Source organism: Streptomyces sp. 150FB (assembly GCF_000818195.1).
Taxonomy (GTDB): Bacteria; Actinomycetota; Actinomycetes; order Streptomycetales; family Streptomycetaceae; genus Streptomyces.
This window is the reverse complement of the sequence record NZ_JTHL01000001.1, coordinates 2,554,257-2,570,499: the sequence shown is the minus strand read 5'-3', so window position 1 is coordinate 2,570,499 and position 16,243 is coordinate 2,554,257. Positions and strand designations below refer to the sequence as shown.

13 protein-coding genes and 3 tRNA genes are annotated in these 16,243 nt (G+C 70.2%); 9 read left to right on the top strand and 7 right to left on the bottom strand.

Going from position 1 to position 16,243, the window contains the following annotated elements:
• Positions 1-443: hypothetical protein (locus QR77_RS46570; protein ID WP_052488665.1), on the bottom strand; the 443-nt coding region annotated here is incomplete at its 3' end.
• A gap of 312 nt (positions 444-755) precedes the next feature.
• A complete protein-coding gene (locus tag QR77_RS10775; protein ID WP_040021239.1) occupies positions 756-1,550 on the bottom strand; it encodes an aminotransferase class IV in 795 nt (264 codons plus the stop codon).
• Positions 1,551-1,635: 85 nt separating this feature from the next.
• Between QR77_RS10775 and cutA the strand changes: the two genes are divergently transcribed.
• Positions 1,636-1,974, top strand: a complete 339-nt coding sequence (gene cutA / locus QR77_RS10770; RefSeq protein WP_040021237.1) for a divalent-cation tolerance protein CutA — start codon at positions 1,636-1,638, stop codon at positions 1,972-1,974.
• Positions 1,971-2,417, top strand: coding sequence for a gamma-glutamylcyclotransferase family protein (locus QR77_RS10765; protein ID WP_040021235.1), 447 nt, complete (start codon positions 1,971-1,973; stop codon positions 2,415-2,417). Before cutA ends, QR77_RS10765 begins: the two co-directional genes overlap by 4 nt.
• Before the next feature lie 32 nt (positions 2,418-2,449).
• Here QR77_RS10765 and QR77_RS10760 read toward each other — a convergent pair whose 3' ends face one another.
• Positions 2,450-3,148: an ElyC/SanA/YdcF family protein gene (locus QR77_RS10760; RefSeq protein ID WP_040027680.1), complete on the bottom strand. Its 699-nt coding sequence runs from the start codon at positions 3,146-3,148 to the stop codon at positions 2,450-2,452.
• Positions 3,149-3,374: 226 nt separating this feature from the next.
• Between QR77_RS10760 and QR77_RS10755 the strand changes: the two genes are divergently transcribed.
• From QR77_RS10755 to QR77_RS10740, 4 genes are all read left to right on the top strand, one after another.
• Positions 3,375-4,775 carry a deoxyguanosinetriphosphate triphosphohydrolase gene (locus QR77_RS10755; protein ID WP_052488664.1) on the top strand — a complete coding sequence of 467 codons (1,401 nt, stop codon included), beginning with the start codon at positions 3,375-3,377 and terminating at the stop codon, positions 4,773-4,775.
• A 231-nt stretch (positions 4,776-5,006) separates the two neighbouring features.
• Positions 5,007-6,281 (top strand): FAD-dependent oxidoreductase, encoded by a 1,275-nt coding sequence (locus QR77_RS10750; protein ID WP_040021233.1) that lies wholly within the window; start codon positions 5,007-5,009, stop codon positions 6,279-6,281.
• A 68-nt stretch (positions 6,282-6,349) separates the two neighbouring features.
• A complete protein-coding gene (gene dnaG / locus QR77_RS10745) occupies positions 6,350-8,263 on the top strand; it encodes a DNA primase (protein ID WP_040021231.1) in 1,914 nt (637 codons plus the stop codon).
• A gap of 222 nt (positions 8,264-8,485) precedes the next feature.
• A complete protein-coding gene (locus QR77_RS10740; protein ID WP_040027677.1) occupies positions 8,486-9,580 on the top strand; it encodes an RNA polymerase sigma factor in 1,095 nt (364 codons plus the stop codon).
• A 76-nt stretch (positions 9,581-9,656) separates the two neighbouring features.
• Here QR77_RS10740 and QR77_RS10735 read toward each other — a convergent pair whose 3' ends face one another.
• From QR77_RS10735 to QR77_RS10720, 4 genes are all read right to left on the bottom strand, one after another.
• Positions 9,657-11,585, bottom strand: a complete 1,929-nt coding sequence (locus QR77_RS10735; protein ID WP_040021229.1) for an ABC transporter ATP-binding protein — start codon at positions 11,583-11,585, stop codon at positions 9,657-9,659.
• Complete coding sequence (locus QR77_RS10730; RefSeq protein WP_040027676.1) at positions 11,585-13,318, bottom strand: ABC transporter ATP-binding protein; 1,734 nt, start codon at positions 13,316-13,318, stop codon at positions 11,585-11,587. Before QR77_RS10730 ends, QR77_RS10735 begins: the two co-directional genes overlap by 1 nt.
• A gap of 121 nt (positions 13,319-13,439) precedes the next feature.
• Positions 13,440-14,948: an FGGY family carbohydrate kinase gene (locus QR77_RS10725; RefSeq protein WP_078876597.1), complete on the bottom strand. Its 1,509-nt coding sequence runs from the start codon at positions 14,946-14,948 to the stop codon at positions 13,440-13,442.
• 93 nt (positions 14,949-15,041) lie between these two features.
• The gene (locus QR77_RS10720) at positions 15,042-15,353 is read right to left on the bottom strand and encodes a hypothetical protein (protein WP_040021227.1); all 312 of its coding nucleotides are present in this window, start codon (positions 15,351-15,353) and stop codon (positions 15,042-15,044) included.
• Positions 15,354-15,549: 196 nt separating this feature from the next.
• Here QR77_RS10720 and QR77_RS10715 point away from each other — a divergent pair.
• The 3 genes from QR77_RS10715 (at position 15,550) to QR77_RS10705 (ending at position 15,940) form a co-directional block, all read left to right on the top strand.
• Positions 15,550-15,622: transfer RNA gene (locus QR77_RS10715), tRNA-Asn, on the top strand.
• Positions 15,623-15,627: 5 nt separating this feature from the next.
• Positions 15,628-15,700: transfer RNA gene (locus QR77_RS10710), tRNA-Asn, on the top strand.
• 166 nt (positions 15,701-15,866) lie between these two features.
• Positions 15,867-15,940: transfer RNA gene (locus tag QR77_RS10705), tRNA-Ile, on the top strand.
• Positions 15,941-16,243: the final 303 nt, after the last annotated feature.

Sequence of the window (16,243 nt, the reverse complement as noted above, 5' to 3'; positions counted from 1 at the left end):
TTCACATGACCACTGGGACCGGGACCGGTCACATGACCGATCGGCCCCGTACCGTGGTCGCCCCCACTGCCCGCCTTCACCTGGAGCCGGCCCTGTGCCTGCTTGCCGTTGTCGCACTCCACGGCGATGAGGTACGCACGCGGCTTCGCCCCGGGCGGCACCGTGAACTTCCCCACGGCGACCTCCTTGTGCGCGGCCGGCTCCATGTCGAACTCGCCCGCGCCCACCTCGCTCGCGTCACCGACGCCACCCTCGCCGCCGCAGGCGGTGGTGTTCACGGTGACGGTCTCGCCGGGGGCCGCCGAGGAGGGGGAGATCTCCAGCGTGCCGAAGTCCCCCGCGAAAGCGCTGGTGGTGCTCGCCACGGTCGTTCCGAGCGACAGTCCGAGCGTGGCGGCCGCCAGCGCGGTACCGGTCAGCAGGCGGGCGGCAGCGGTGCGCATGGAGTCCTCCGAGGCGGCAAGCGGGGTGGCTTCTCCTCCTGAGGTAAGGCGCACCCGGGTGCCCACGCCTGCTGATGGCCGATCAGATTCGCCGCTCCCAGAGGGCGTGTCGCGCTTGCCAGATGGTGTCGCCGCAGGTCACAGCCGTCTGTGACGGTCGGCCGAAGCTCCTTACGCCGTCCGCGCTGAACGGGTGAGGGCGGACGGGCAGGGAGGAGGCGCAGGGCCGGACGCGAGCCGGGCGGGTTCTCGTGGCCGCCCCGAGCCGCTGATCGCCCGTCCGGCTGACGGCCCCCGACGGCCCCGGCCGCGTCAGAGGCTGTCCCACTCCACCGCCTCATACACCGCCGTCACGGTCCTCGCCACCGCCTCGTCGCCCGAGAACTCCACGTCGTCGATGCGCCGCACCGGCGCCACACCCCGCGAGTTCGTGACGAAGGCCGCCCTGTACTCCGGCAGTTCGGCGAGGTTGATCCGGCGCCGCACGGACCGCAGCCCCGCGGCCGCCAGCCGGGGCTCGATCAGCGCCATGCTGATACCCGTCAGGACGGGACCCTCCGGCCAGACGACCGAATCCCCGTCCCAGAACCCGATGTTGGCTATGGCGCCCTCCAGCACCACCCCGTCGGGCCCGGTGAGCAACGCGCTGTCGTGGCCCGCGCGTTCGGCGAGGGCGCCGTAGTGCGTCTGGCCGAAGCCGCCCAGGTGCTTGATGTGCGCGACCGGCCGTGCGTACGGCACGGACATCAGGCTCTGAGCCTTCCCGGACTCGATCGCGGGCGGCCGTACGGTGACCATCAGGGTCGGCTCCCCGCCCGCCGGGCCCGCGTGTACGTAGACCCGCGCCGAGGCGTCGCCGACGTCGCCGAGCGCGTGCCGCAGGAGCGCGCGTACCCGTTCTCCGTCCAGCCCCGTGTCGAACAACTCCCGGCTGGCGGAGTCGAGTCGCGCGAGATGGAGGGCGAGACCGCGCACGCGGCCGCCCCTGATCTGCATGGCTGTGAAGTGCCCGTAGCTGTTGAGCGCGCGCAGCGCGAGGTCGGCCTCGGTGGCGGCATGGCCGTCGACCTCGATGAGCAGTTCGGGCGCGGGAGTGTCGCTCGTCATGGCGACAACCCTATGACCGGCGGCGGCCCCTGTGCGTACGGTGCTGTGCTGTACCGAACAACGGCATCCCAGAAGGAGACCACCCGTGCCGCCTGCGACTCTTCCCGAGTGTCTGACCGTGCTGACGACGACCGACAGCGCCGACAAGGCGGCTGCGCTGGCCCGTGGCGTGATCGACGCGCGCCTCGCCGCCTGCGCGCAGATCTCCGCCCCCGTCACCTCCGTATACCGCTGGGAGGCCGCGATCGAGACGGCCGAGGAGTGGCAGATCCTCTTCAAGACAACCGCCGCCGGGTACGACGCGCTGGAGGCCCATCTGCTGGCCGCCCACGACTACGACACACCGGAGATCATCGCCACCCCCGTCGTACGGGGCAGCGCGGCCTATCTGGCGTGGATCGCGGAGGAGACGCTCGCGCCATGACCGATCCCCAGGGGCGGCCGGCGGCTCTGCCCTTCTTCGTCTACGGCACGCTGCGTCCCGGCGAGCCCAACCACGACCTGTTCCTGCGCGGCCGGACCGAGCGCGAAGAACCGGCCAGGCTGGAGGGGGCGCTGCTCTACGACGGGCCCGGCTACCCGTACGCGGTCCCGGCCCCCGGCGCGATCGTGGGCGAACTGGTCCGGGCCGCGCCGGGGGAGTACGCCGAGCTGCTCTCCGTACTGGACGAGCTGGAGGGGTACGTGGCCCCGTCCGGCGACCCCCGCAACCTGTACGAACGCGAGGCCCGCGACGTCCTGCCGGCGGTCGGCGCCCCGGTGACGGCGTGGGTCTACTTCGCCGGGCCCCGCGTGGCGCACGAACTGCGCACCCGGGGCCGGCCGATCCCCGCCGGGGACTGGATCACCCACGTCAGTCCGGGGTGACAGCGGGTCCCACCACCTGCACGCTCCCGCCGTCAGCCGGCGGCGAGCGCCTTGGTCACTCCGGGCTCGACAGGCCCGAGGAAGTGCGGATCCGGTCGTAGCGCCGCGTCGACCGCCGCCTTCCCCGCCGCGAGCATCTCCCGCGCCCCGCCGTAGTACCAGGTCACGTCGTGCGGCTCGTCGACCCCGACTCCGTACGCGTCGATGCCCGCCGACCGGCAGAGCGCGACCGCCCGCCGCACATGGAATCCCTGTGTCACCAGCACCGCCCGCCGGACCCCGAATATCTTCCGCGCCCGTACGCAGGAGTCCCAGGTGTCGAACCCCGCGTAGTCGCTGACTATCCGTCCGTCCGGCACCCCATGGCCGGTCAGATACGTCCGCATCGCGTCCGGCTCGTCGTACTCCACTGTGCTGTTGTCGCCGGTGACGAGCACCACCTTCACCTTGCCCGCGCGGTACAACTCTGCGGCCGCGTCGAGCCGGTGCGCCAGATACGGGGTCGGCTTGCCGTCCCACAGCCCGGCGCCGAAGACCACAGCGACATTCTCGGCGGGCACGTCGGCGACCGTACGCAGACGGCTGTCGGCGACCGCCTGCATCCAGGTCGCCGGTGCCAGCGCCAGCACACACCCCAGCATCAGGGCCTGCACGGCGCGCCGCTGTCCGCGCCTGCCGCGTGGCAGCCTCAGCCATCCCGGCGGCGTCAGCCACTTCGGCGGCGTCAGCAACCTCGGCAGCCTCAGCTTTCGCAGCGACCGCAAGAACCCCGACGACTCCAAGAACCGCATAATCCCCCGTTCATCCCTTCCCTCGGCCGCACACCGGCCGGCCGCATGCCGCCTGTATGACGCGCGGCGACCCCCGATCGGTTCACTGCGGAGTCCGAACACCCATCACAGTAAGTGACGGGTCTGACAACGTGGTCCCCACCGCGCTTCCGGTTACCTTCGGTGCATGGCACCAAGCGACACCGGAACCAACGAAACCAACAGAACCAGCGGAGCCACCCAGCCCGGCCCACCCGACCTCTCGGGCGCCTACGACGAAGCCGCCACCGAGCGCTGGGCCACCGAGCCGTACAAGCGCCCCGGCCGCACCGCGTTCCAACGCGACCGGGCGCGTGTCCTGCACTCCTCGGCGCTCCGCAGGCTCGCCGGCAAGACCCAGGTGGTGACCCCCGGCTCGCGCAGCCAGCAGTGGGACGCCAGCCCCCGCACCCGGCTGACCCACTCCCTGGAGTGCGCGCAGGTCGGCCGCGAGCTGGGCGCGGCCCTCGGCTGTGACCCCGATCTCGTGGAGGCCGCCTGCCTCTCGCACGACATGGGCCACCCGCCGTTCGGCCACAACGGCGAGCAGGCGCTCAACACCTTCGCCGAGGACTGCGGCGGCTTCGAGGGCAACGCCCAGTCGCTCCGGCTGCTGACCCGTATCGAGCCCAAGCGCTTCGTACGATCCGAGGAGACCGGCGCCGTCGTCAGCGTCGGCCTCAACCTCACCCGGGCCGCGCTCGACGCCGCCACCAAATATCCCTGGCCGCGCGGCGAGCACCCGGTCCAGCCGGGTTCCGCGAAGTTCGGGGTGTACGAGGACGACCTGCCGGTCTTCTCCTGGGCCAGGAAGGGCGCGCCGGACGGCCGTACCTGCTTCGAGGCGCAGGTCATGGACTGGTCGGACGACGTGGCGTACTCCGTCCACGACTTCGAGGACGGCCTGCACGCGGGCCATGTCTCCCCGCTCGCCCTCTCGTCGGAGGACGAGCGGCGCGAGATCTGGGCGGTGGCGATCGGCCGCTACGTCACCAAGGACACGGATCCCGGGGAGCTTGCAGACGCGCTCGACCGCCTGATGGCCCAGGACTGGTGGCCGCACGGCTACGACGGCTCCGCCATGGCCCAGGCGCGGCTGAAGGACGCCACCAGCCAGCTCATCGGCCGGTTCTGCCTGTCCGCCGAGACCGCCACGCGCGAGGCGTACGGTCCCGGACCGCTCACCCGGTACGCGGCCGAGCTGGTGGTCCCGCGCGAGGCCCGCCACGAGTGCGCCGTCCTCAAGGCCGTCGCCCACCGCTATGTGATGCAGCGCGCCGAGCAGGAGGTGCTCCGCGCCGATCAGCGCGTCGTGCTGGCCGAACTGGCACAGGCACTCACGGCGCGGGCCCCCGAGGGCCTCGACCCGCAGTTCAGCGCGCTTTTCGACACGGCTCCTGACGACCGCGCGCGCAAACGTGTCATCGTCGACCAGATCGCCTCGTTCACGGACGCGGCGGCCCGGTCCCTGCACGGCGCCCTGACCGGAACGGGCGCCACCCCCCACCGGACACCGGACCCGGACACAGGACCAGTCGGCCGCACCTGACGCCCCATCGGCGAAGACCCGTCCAGAATTGGTCCAGACCTCGCCGGCGCCCGGAAGACACCCCGGACCCCTCTCGGTTCCCGCCGATCCTGACACGCGCCTTATGGGATCAGCGGTACGAAAGCAGCCAGATCACAGCCTTGAAACACGCCCATGGAGCTTCCCCTCTTTCGCCATCACGCTCCGTGCGGGACGCTCGCAGATGGCGGCTGAGTAAAGAGGAGGCATCAAGTGGTCGACGCACATCGGACATTTGTCATCGTCGGCGGTGGACTGGCCGGGGCGAAGGCCGCGGAAACGCTGCGAGCTGAAGGGTTCACCGGGCGGGTGATCCTGATCGGCGACGAGCGCGACCATCCGTACGAACGGCCACCCCTCTCCAAGGGCTATTTGACGGGCAAGGAGGAGCGCGACAGCGTCTTCGTCCACGAACCCGCCTGGTACGCCCAGGCGCAGGTCGAACTGCATCTCGGCCAGACCGTCACGGCGATCGACCGCGCCACCCGGTGTGTGCACCTCGGGGACGGTACGTCCGTGCGCTACGACAAACTGCTGCTGGCCACCGGCGCCGAGCCGCGCCGCCTCGACATCCCCGGTACGGATCTGGCCGGCGTCCACCACCTGCGCAGGCTCGCGCACGCCGACCGGCTGCGCCGCGTACTGACCTCGCTGGGCCGCGACAACGGCCACCTCGTCATCGCCGGCGCCGGCTGGATCGGCCTGGAAGTGGCGGCGGCGGCCCGCAGTTACGGCGCCGAGGTCACCGTCGTCGAGGCCGAGCAGACCCCGCTCCACCAGGTCATCGGCCCCGAGCTGGGCCAGCTCTTCACCGAGCTGCACCGCGAGCACGGCGTCCGCTTCCACTTCGGCGCCCGGCTCACCGAGATCACCGGCCAGGACGGCGTCGTCCTCGCCGCCCGTACGGACGACGGCGAGGAACACCCCGCCCACGACGTGCTCGCCGCGATCGGCGCCGCACCACGCACGGCGCTCGCCGAGTCCGCGGGCCTGGTGATCGCCGACCGCGCCCACGGCGGCGGCATCGCCGTCGACGCGAGCCTGCGTACGTCCGACCCGGACGTCTTCGCGGCCGGCGACGTCGCGTCCTTCCCGTTCGCCCGGCACGGCGCCGCGCCCGGCGCCCGGGTACGGGTCGAGCACTGGGCCAACGCCCTCAACGGCGGCCCCGCCGCGGCCCGCGCGATGCTCGGCCAGGACCTCGCCTACGAGCGGATCCCGTACTTCTTCTCCGACCAGTACGACCTGGGCCTGGAGTACTCCGGCTGGGCGCCGCCCGGCTCCTACGACCAGGTGGTCGTACGCGGCGACGCCGGGAAAAGGGAATTTGTCGCCTTCTGGCTGAAGGACCGCAGGGTGCTCGCCGGGATGAACGTCAACGTGTGGGATGTCACGGAGGACATCCAGCGCCTCATCCGCTCCGGTGCCCAGCAGGACCTGGACGCCCTCGCCGACCCCTCTGCCCCACTCGGCTCACTCGCCCCCTGAGGGCCCCGCGAAGATCGGGGACCCCTGGCCGGGAATGAGCGCGGGTCCGTCCCCGTAGAATTCACCGCGTGGCCGGCAGGATCAACGATGACGACGTGAAGGCGGTACGGGACGCGGTCCCGATCGACGCCGTTGTGTCCGAGTACCTCCAGCTACGCAGCGCGGGCGGCGGCAATCTGAAGGGGCTCTGCCCCTTCCACGACGAGAAGTCCCCCTCCTTCCAGGTCAGTCCGAGCAAGGGTCTCTTCCACTGCTTCGGCTGCCAGGAGGGCGGGGACACCATCGCCTTCGTGATGAAGATCGACCATCTCTCGTTCTCCGAGACGGTCGAGCGCCTCGCCGCCCAGGCGGGCATCACCCTCCGGTACGAAGAAGGCGGGTACAACCCGGCGGGCCAGCGCGGCGAGCGCACCCGGCTGGTCGAGGCGCACAAGATCGCCGCGGAGTTCTACATCGAACAGCTCGGCGGCGCCGAGGCCGAGATCGGCCGGAAGTTCCTCGCCGAGCGCGGCTTCGACCAGGCGGCGGCCGAGCACTTCAGCGTCGGCTACAGCCCGGTCGGCTGGGACCACCTGACCAGCTATCTGCGCGGCAAGGGCTTCTCCGACAAGGAACTGGTGCTCTCCGGCCTCTCCCAGGACGGCCGGCGCGGTCCGATCGACCGCTTCCGGGGGCGGCTGATGTGGCCGATCCGCGACATCTCGGGCGAGGTCGTCGGCTTCGGCGCGCGCAAACTGCGCGACGACGACAACGGCCCCAAGTACCTGAACACGCCCGAGACCCCGATCTACAAGAAGTCGCAGGTGCTGTACGGCGTCGACCTGGCCAAGAAGGACATCGCCAAGTCCAGCAGAGCCGTGGTCGTCGAGGGCTACACCGATGTGATGGCCTGCCACCTGGCCGGCGTCACCACCGCCATCGCCACCTGCGGCACCGCCTTCGGCACCGACCACATCAAGATCCTGCGCAGGCTGCTGATGGACAACGGCAGCGCGCGGGTGATCTTCACCTTCGACGGAGACGCGGCGGGCCAGAAGGCCGCGCTGCGCGCCTTCGAGGACGACCAGAAGTTCGCGGCCGAGACCTACATCGCCATCGCCCCCGACAACATGGACCCGTGCGAACTGCGCCTCGCCAAGGGCGACGACGCGGTCCTCGACCTGGTCGAACCACGCACGCCGCTCTTCGAGTTCGCGATCCGGCAGATCGTCTCGCGGTACGACCTGGAGACGCCGGCCGGGCGGGCGGCCGCGCTCGACGAGGCGGCGCCGATCGTCGCCCGTATCAAGAACGGCGCCTCGCAGCACGAGGTCGCCGTCCAGCTCGCAGGCATCCTCGGCATCCTCGACACCCAGTTCGTGGTCAAGCGGGTCTCCCAGGTGGCGCGCTGGGCGCGTGACAGGGGCGGCAAGGGCCCTGCCGCGCCCGAGCGCCGCGACCAGCGCGGCGAGGGCCGACCGTACGAGAACCAGGCGCCCGCGGGGCCCTCGGGCCCCGCGCTGCACCTCCGCAGCCCCGCCCACCGCACCGAGCGCGAGCTGCTCAAACTCGCCCTCCAGCGGCCCGAACTGGTCTCCCCGGCCTTCGACGCCTACGGCGCCGACGAGTTCACGGCACCGCCGTACGCCACGGTGCGCCAGTGCATCGAGGACGCGGGCGGCGCCGAGCAGGGCGTGAGCGACGGGCGCGGATACCTGACGCTGGTGCTGGAGACCGTACCGAACGACACGGTGCGCAATCTGGTCACCGAACTGGCCGTCGAGGTCTTCCGGGGCAAGGCCATCGACGAGATGTACGCGGGCCAGCAGCTCGTCCAGGTGCGGCTGCGCGCCGTGGAGCGCCGTATCCACGATGTGACGGGCACACTGACCCGGCTCAGCGGCGGCACCGACCCCGGGCAGTTCACCGCCGTGCAGAACGAGTTGTGGGTGCTCCAGCAGTACAGCCAGTCGCTGCGCAACCACGGCGCCGCCGCGCTCTAGCCGGACACGGCCCAACCAGACCAACCCGCCCGGCCCGCCGGATCCGGCGCCAGGCAGCGAGTCACGGCCCGCTCACATACAGGTCTCAGAAAGTGGACGCACACCCCTCGTGGGGGAGATGTGTCGTACCCCACACTGATTGTGGTGCCTGAGTCCTCGGAGCATGGCCGGTTCACCCGAGGTGGGCCTTCTCACCCCCGCGGATCCGCTCGTCGTGCAGCGATCACCCAGGAGGTCGCCCCCGTGCAGACGCAGACCCAGACTCTGACCCTGACCGAGCCCCTGAACGAATCCCTGAACGCACCGCTGAACGAACCCCTGACACAGCTCCCGCCTCTGACCGAGACCGAGATGCCAGTGGCGCCCAGCCCCTCCGAGCGCCGCTCCGCCCGCGCGGACACCGGCGGCCCCTCGTCCGACCTCTTCCGCCAGTACCTCCGGGAGATCGGCCGTATCCCACTGCTCACCGCCGTCGAGGAGGTCGACCTGGCCCGCCGGGTCGAGGCCGGACTCTTCGCCGAGGAGAAGCTCGGCACCACCCCCGATCTCGACTCCCGGCTCGCCCACGATCTCGACCGGCTGGTGGTTCTCGGCCGGGTGGCCAAGCGCCGTCTGATCGAGGCGAATCTGCGGCTCGTCGTCTCCGTCGCCAAGCGCTACATCGGGCGCGGACTGACCATGCTGGATCTGGTCCAGGAGGGAAACCTCGGCCTGATCAGGGCAGTTGAGAAGTTCGACTACGCGCGCGGCTACAAGTTCTCGACGTACGCCACCTGGTGGATCCGGCAGGCGATGTCCAGGGCGCTGGCGGACCAGGCCCGTACGATCCGGGTCCCCGTCCATGTCGTCGAGTTGATCAACCGAGTCATCCGGGTGCAGCGCGGGCTGCTCCAGGAACGCGGCTTCGAGCCGACCCACGAGGAGGTCGCCGCCCTGGTGGACCTGACCCCCGCACGGGTCGGCGAAGTCCTGCGGCTCGCCCAGGAACCGATCTCGCTGCACCTCCCGGTGGGCGAGGAGGACGATGTCGCGCTCGGCGACCTGATCGAGGACGGCGACGCCGCTTCCCCCGTCGAGTCGGCGGCGTTCCTGCTGCTGCGCGAGCACCTGGACGCGGTGCTCTCCACCCTCGGCGAGCGTGAACGCAAGGTCGTCCAGCTCCGGTACGGGCTCGCCGACGGCCGGCCGCGCACGCTGGAGGAGATCGGCGGGATCTTCGGGGTGACCCGCGAACGTATCCGCCAGATCGAGTCCAAGACGCTCAGCAAGCTGCGCGACCACACCTTCGCGGACCAACTACGCGGCTACCTCGACTGAACGGACAACGGCGCCGCGCCCCCGCCGACGTGACGGCAGGAGCGCGGCGCCGGGACGAACCGACCCCGCCCCCTGCTCAGTCGACCTCGGCGACCGCCTGCGCGAACTGCGCCGCGTACAGCCGCGCGTACGCGCCCTGCGCCGCCAACAGCTCGTCGTGCGTGCCCTGTTCGACGATCGACCCGTCCTCCATCACGAGGATCACATCGGCGTCCCGGATGGTGGAGAGCCGGTGAGCGATCACAAAGCTCGTACGGCCGTGGGCGAGGCGCGCCATTGCCTTCTGGATGAGCACCTCCGTACGGGTGTCCACGGAGCTGGTCGCCTCGTCGAGCACCAGGATCACCGGGTCGGACAGGAACGCCCGTGCGATGGTTATGAGTTGCTTCTCGCCGGCGCTGACGCCGGCCCCGTCGTCGTCGATCACCGTGTCGTAACCGTCGGGCAGCGTACGGATGAACCGGTCGGCGTGCGCGGCCCGCGCCGCCTCCTCGATCTCCTCCCGGCTGACATCGCGCGCGGCGCCGTACGCGATGTTGTCGGCGATGCTGCCGCCGAACAGCCAGGTGTCCTGGAGGACCATGCCTATCCCGGACCGCAGCTCCTCACGCGACATCTTCGCGATGTCCATGCCGTCCAGGACTATCCGGCCGCTCGTCACCTCGTAGAACCGCATCAGCAGATTGACCAGGGTGGTCTTGCCCGCCCCGGTCGGGCCGACGATCGCGACCGTCTGCCCCGGGTCCACCGAGATCGACAGATTCTCGATCAGCGGCTTCTCCGGGGCGTAGCGGAACGCCACCTTCTCCAGCTCCACGCGCCCCTGGGCCTCGTGCAGCCGCTCCACGGAGGGCCCGTCCTCCTCCTGCTCCTCGGAGTCGAGCAGCTCGAAGATCCGCTCGGCCGAGGCGACACCCGACTGGATCAGGTTCGCCATCGAGGCGACCTGCGTCAGCGGAGTCGAGAACTGCCGCGAGTACTGCACGAAGGCCTGCACGTCACCGATGGACAGCGCGCCCGAAGCGACCCGCAGCCCGCCGACGACCGCGATCAGCACGTAGTTGATGTTGGAGACGAAGGCCATCAGCGGCTGCATGATCCCGCTGTTGAACTGCGCCTTGAACACGGCCTCGTAGAGCTGGTCGTTCTGCTCCCTGAACGCCTCCGCCGACTCGTCCTGCCGCCCGAAGACCTTCACCAGCGCGTGCCCGGTGTACATCTCCTCGATATGGGCGTTGAGCTTGCCGGTGACCTTCCACTGCTGCACGAACTGCGGCTGCGACCGCTTGCCGACCTTGGCGGCGACGAAGACCGACAGCGGCACGGTCACCAGCGCGACCAGCGCGAGCAGCCACGAGATCCAGAACATCATCACCAGCACGCCGACGATCGTCAGGACCGAGTTCACGAGCTGGCCCATGGTCTGCTGCATGGTCTGCGCGATGTTGTCGACGTCGTTCGTCGCTCGGCTGAGCACCTCGCCGCGCGGCTGCTTGTCGAAGTACGACAGCGGCAGCCGGGACAGCTTCCCCTGCACCTCGGCGCGCAGCCGGATCACCGTACGGTTGATGATCCGGATGGACATCCGCGTCGACAGCAGCAGCATCAGCCCGGCGCCCACGTAGATCACCAGGGCCACCAGCAGGACGTTGCCCACCTGGCCGAAGTCGATGCCGTCGCCGGGGGTGAAGTTCACCCCGGAGAGCAGGTCGGCCAGGGTGCCCTGGCCCTTGGCGCGCAGCGCCTCGATCGTCTGCGCCTTGGTGGCGCCGTGCGGCATCTGGTCGCCGATGACACCGGCGAAGATCAGGTCGGTGGCCTTGCCGAGGACCTTCGGCCCGACCACGGCCAGCGCCACGCTCAGTACGCCGGCCACCAGCATCCAGGAGAGCAGCGTCTTCTCGACGGCCAGCCGCCGCAGCAGCCGCTTGCCCGAGCCCTTGAAATCCGTGGACCGCTGGTTGGGAGCGCCAGCCATCATCATGCGTCCGCCCGGACCGCTCATCAGGCAGCCTCCGCCTCGGTCAACTGGGAGAGCACTATCTCCCGGTACGTCACGTTGTCCGCCATCAGCTCGTGATGGCGGCCACTGCCGACGACCCGGCCCTCGTCGAGGACGATGATCCGGTCGGCGTCCCGGATGGTCGAGACCCGCTGGGCGACGATCACCACGGTCGCCTCGGCGGTCTCCTGCGCCAGCGCGCGCCGCAGCGCCGCGTCCGTCGCGTAGTCCAGCGCCGAGAACGAGTCGTCGAACAGGTAGATCTCCGGGCGCTGCACCAGGGTCCGCGCGATCGCGAGCCGCTGCCGCTGGCCGCCGGAGACATTCGTGCCGCCCTGGGAGATGGGGGCGTTGAGGCCGGCCTCCAGGCCGGAGACGAAGTCCTTGGCCTGGGCCACCTCCAGCGCCTGCCACAGCTCGTCGTCGGTCGCTTCGGGGTTGCCGTACCGCAGGTTCGTCGCGACGGTCCCCGAGAACAGGTACGGCTTCTGCGGCACCAGGCTCACGGTCTTCGCCAGCAGCGCCGGGTCGAGCACCCGTACGTCCTGCCCGTCGACGAGCACCTGCCCGTCGGTCGCGTCCATCAGCCGGGGTATCAGGCTCAGCAGCGTCGACTTCCCGCTGCCCGTCGACCCGATCACGGCGGTCGTCTCGCCGGGACGCGCGGTCAGCGTGATCTCGCGCAGCACCGGCTCCTCGGCGCCGGGGAAGCGGAACTCCGCGCCCCGCACCTCAAGATGCCCGTGCCGTCCCAGCTCCAATACCGGCTCCTTCGGCGGTACGACGCTGGACCTGGTCCCGAGCACCTCCTCGATGCGCTCGGCGCACACCTCGGCGCGCGGCACCATCATGAACATGAAGGTGGCCATCATCACAGCCATCACGATCTGCATCAGGTACGAGAGGAACGCGGTCAGCGCCCCGATCTCCATACCGCCGCTCGCGATGCGGTGCGCGCCGAACCAGACCACGGCGATGGACGACAGGTTCACGACCGTCATCACGGTCGGGAACATCAGCGACATCAGCCGGCCCGTGGAGAGCTGGAGGGCGGCCAGTTCGTTGTTGGCCTGTCCGAACCGCGCCTTCTCGTAGTCGTCCCTGACGAAGGCCCTGATCACGCGGTTGCCGGTGATCTGCTCGCGCAGCACGCGGTTCACGCTGTCCAGCTTCTTCTGCATCTGCCGGAACAGCGGGCGCATCTTCCTGACGATGAGACCGACACAGATCGCGAGCACCGGCACCACGGCCAGCAGCACCGAGGAGAGCGGGACGTCCTGGCTGAGCGCCAGGATGATGCCGCCGACGCACATGATGGGAGCGGACACCATCAGCGTGAACGACATCAGCGTCAGCATCTGCACCTGCTGGACGTCGTTGGTGGTACGGGTGATCAGCGACGGGGCGCCGAACTGCCCCACCTCGCGGGCGGAGAAACTCTGCACCCGCCCGAATATCGCGGCCCGGACATCACGGCCGACGGCCGAAGCGGTCCGGGCTCCGTAGAACACGGCCCCCATGTTGCAGACCACCTGGACGACGCTGATGACCAGCATGATGCCGCCGAATTCCAGGATGTAACCCGTGTCCCCCTTCACGACACCGTTGTCGATGATGTCCGCGTTGAGGGTGGGCAGGTACAGAGTGGCGACTGTCTGAAGCAGTTGCAGCGCCACCAGTAGGACTATCGGTCTTTTATAGGGGGCAAGATGGGTTCGCAGAAGTTTCAGCAGCACGCGCAGTCTCTCGGAATCGGCGGAAGGCACCAGGAAGGTACGGGTCGGCAAGCTCGGGGGTCCGACCCCATCTTGCGACACCCGACCCCTGGACTCCCAAGGGATTAACCCCAAGGACCGGTCAAGAAGCCCCTGCTGCCCCCGGCGTGCCCGTTACTTCTGGTGCTCCCCCTGTTTCTGCTCCCGCCGGAGCCGTGGCGAACGCCCCGGGGTGAATCTGTTCCCGGGTGGCCACGTACTGCTGCCGCACCGCCGCCCCCACCGGCCCGTCCTCCCCGGCCTCGAACACCTGTGCCGCCGCGGCTCCCCAGGACGGCGGGGTGTGCGAGGGAAGAGACCCCTGCGAGACCCCGAGCGCCCAGGCGGCCTGCCGGGCCGCGCCGAGCGCCGCGTACTCGGCGGGCTGCGGGACGACGATCTGCGCGCCGAAGATCGCCGGGGCCAGGGCCTGCACGGCCGGCAGTTCGGCGGCGGCGCCCAGCAGGAACACCCGCCGCACCTCGACCCCCCGGTCGCGCAGTACGTCCATCGCGTCGGCCAGCGAGCAGAGCATGCCCTCGAACGCGGCCCGCGCCAGGTGCTCCGGCTTCATCGACTCCCGGCGCAGCCCGGTCAGGGTGCCGGCGGTGTGCGGAAGCTGCGGGGTCCGCTCGCCCTCCAGATACGGCAGGAACACCAGGCCCGAGGAGCCCGGCGTCGACTTGAGCGCCAGCTCCGACAGCTCGCCGAGGTCCTGCGTACCGAGCAGCTCGGCGGTGCCGCGCAGCGCCCGTACGGCGTTCAGCGTGTGGACCACCGGCAGGTGCATCCCGGTGGCGTCGGCGAACGACGTGATCAGCCCCGCCGGATCGGCCAGCGCCTCCTGGTGCACGGCCATCACGGAACCCGAGGCCCCGAGCGACACCACGGCGTCCCCGGGCCCGACCCCGAGCCCGAAGGCCGCGGCCATGGTCTCGCCGGTCCCGGCCGAGATCAGCAACCCCTCGGGCGTGGTCCCCGCGGACTCGGCGGGACCGAGCACCTCGGGCAGCGCCGCCTGGTGGCCGAGGGCCAGCTCCACAAGGTCGGGACGGTACGAACCCGTCCGCGCCGACCAGTACCCCGTACCGGAAGCGGCGCCCCGGTCGGTCGTCCTGCGCGCCGGCCTGCCCAGAAGCTGCCAGACGAGCCAGTCGTGCGGCTGCATCACCAGCGCGGTGTGCTGGGCGGCCTCCGGCTCGTTGCGCGCCATCCAGCGCAGCTTGGCGACGACCTGCCCCGACTGCGGCACCGACCCGATGGCCTCGGCCCACGCCTGCCGGCCGCCGAGCGCGTCGACGAGATCGGCGGCGGCGACCTGGGCCCGCTTGTCGTTGCCGAGCAGCGCCGGACGTACGAGGTTGCCCCCCCGGTCCAGCGCCACCATGCCGTGCTGCTGCGCCGATACGCCGATGGCCTGGACGCCCTCCAGCAGCCCGCCGGACGCGGCCTCGCCGAGCGACAGCAGCCAGGCCTGCGGATCGACCTCGGTGGCTTTGGCCTCGACCGGATGTGGCGCGTACCCCTGCCGCAGCACGGCACCCGTGTCCGCGTCACAGACGACGATGCGTGTGAACCCGGACGAACTGTCCAACCCGGCGACTATTCCCATGACACCCGATTCTGCCGCACGCGCGGGGCCGGGGACGCTGCCGGTACGCATCAGGTGTGCCGGGCGGGTGCGGCAGGAGTGCCGGGAAGCGCCTCAGGTGTTGCTCGTACCCCAGTCGTCGTGGCCGTTCTGACCACGCTCCCGAAGCGAACGCATCCGCTCGGCGACGGAGGCGGGGACCTTGTCCCCGACCCGCTCACCGACCTTGACGCTCACCGAGTGGTACGCCTTGCCGGCGAACTCGCGCCCGGTCTGGGCGGCCGACTCGGCGGCGTTGCGCACCGCCGGATTCTGCGACACCTGCTGCGCTGACTTCTTCATCTTCTCGTAGCGCTCGCGTCCCGCACGCGTGCCGAGCACGTATCCGAAGGCGAGTCCGGCGATGAACGTGAGGCGGTACCGCATGGCTGCCACCCTTCCCTGTGTCGGGCCGTTGGGCTGTAGTCCCCCGCCTACCCCGTCGGGGCACGGCATCACCCGACGTGACCCGGACGATACCGATTGGCGGAGCACCCCCCTGCTTGCGCTAATGTATGTGTCGCAGCGAACGCGCGCCGCCCGGGACGTCCGGGGGTAGGTACGTTCGGTGCAGACGCAGCAATCCCCTGTAGCTCAATTGGCAGAGCAGCCGGCTGTTAACCGGCAGGTTACTGGTTCGAGTCCAGTCGGGGGAGCGCGATCCCCTGTAGCTCAATTGGCAGAGCATTCGGCTGTTAACCGGAGGGTTACTGGTTCGAGTCCAGTCGGGGGAGCAAGCGGGAAGAGGACCCTTCGGGGTCCTTTTTCGTATGGACCGGAACCGCGCGGCGCGCGACGAAGTCCTCATGGTCAGGTGATGCCGACCATTCGAGGCAGCAGATCGTATGAGCGGCTATGCTGCGGCAGACGGCGCGCACAAATGTGCGCGACGCGCCGTTAGGGGCGGTAGCTCAGCCGGTTAGAGCAGCGGACTCATAATCCGTCGGTCCTGGGTTCGAGTCCCAGCCGCCCCACTCCGACGGCGCTCGGCAGGATCGTTTCTACCTGCGAGGACCTGAACACGGTGGCCGCCGCGCCGACGCGGAGGCCACCGTTCACCCGCCCGGACCAAGTCCGAGTGGACGCGCAGGGGACACGCGAACGAATCCGGGCCCAGGACAGATTCACGCGACCGCCTCCGTTCGAGCCGGGTGGTAACCCTGTGGCAAGTTCCAACTGCCCATGCCCGGGGGCTCGGAGCGGGCGACCGCAGAGCGGGCGAGCGAGAAGCTCGACGCGGATGCTCCAGGTAGCGGTCGTTGGAACCGCCCGTCCAC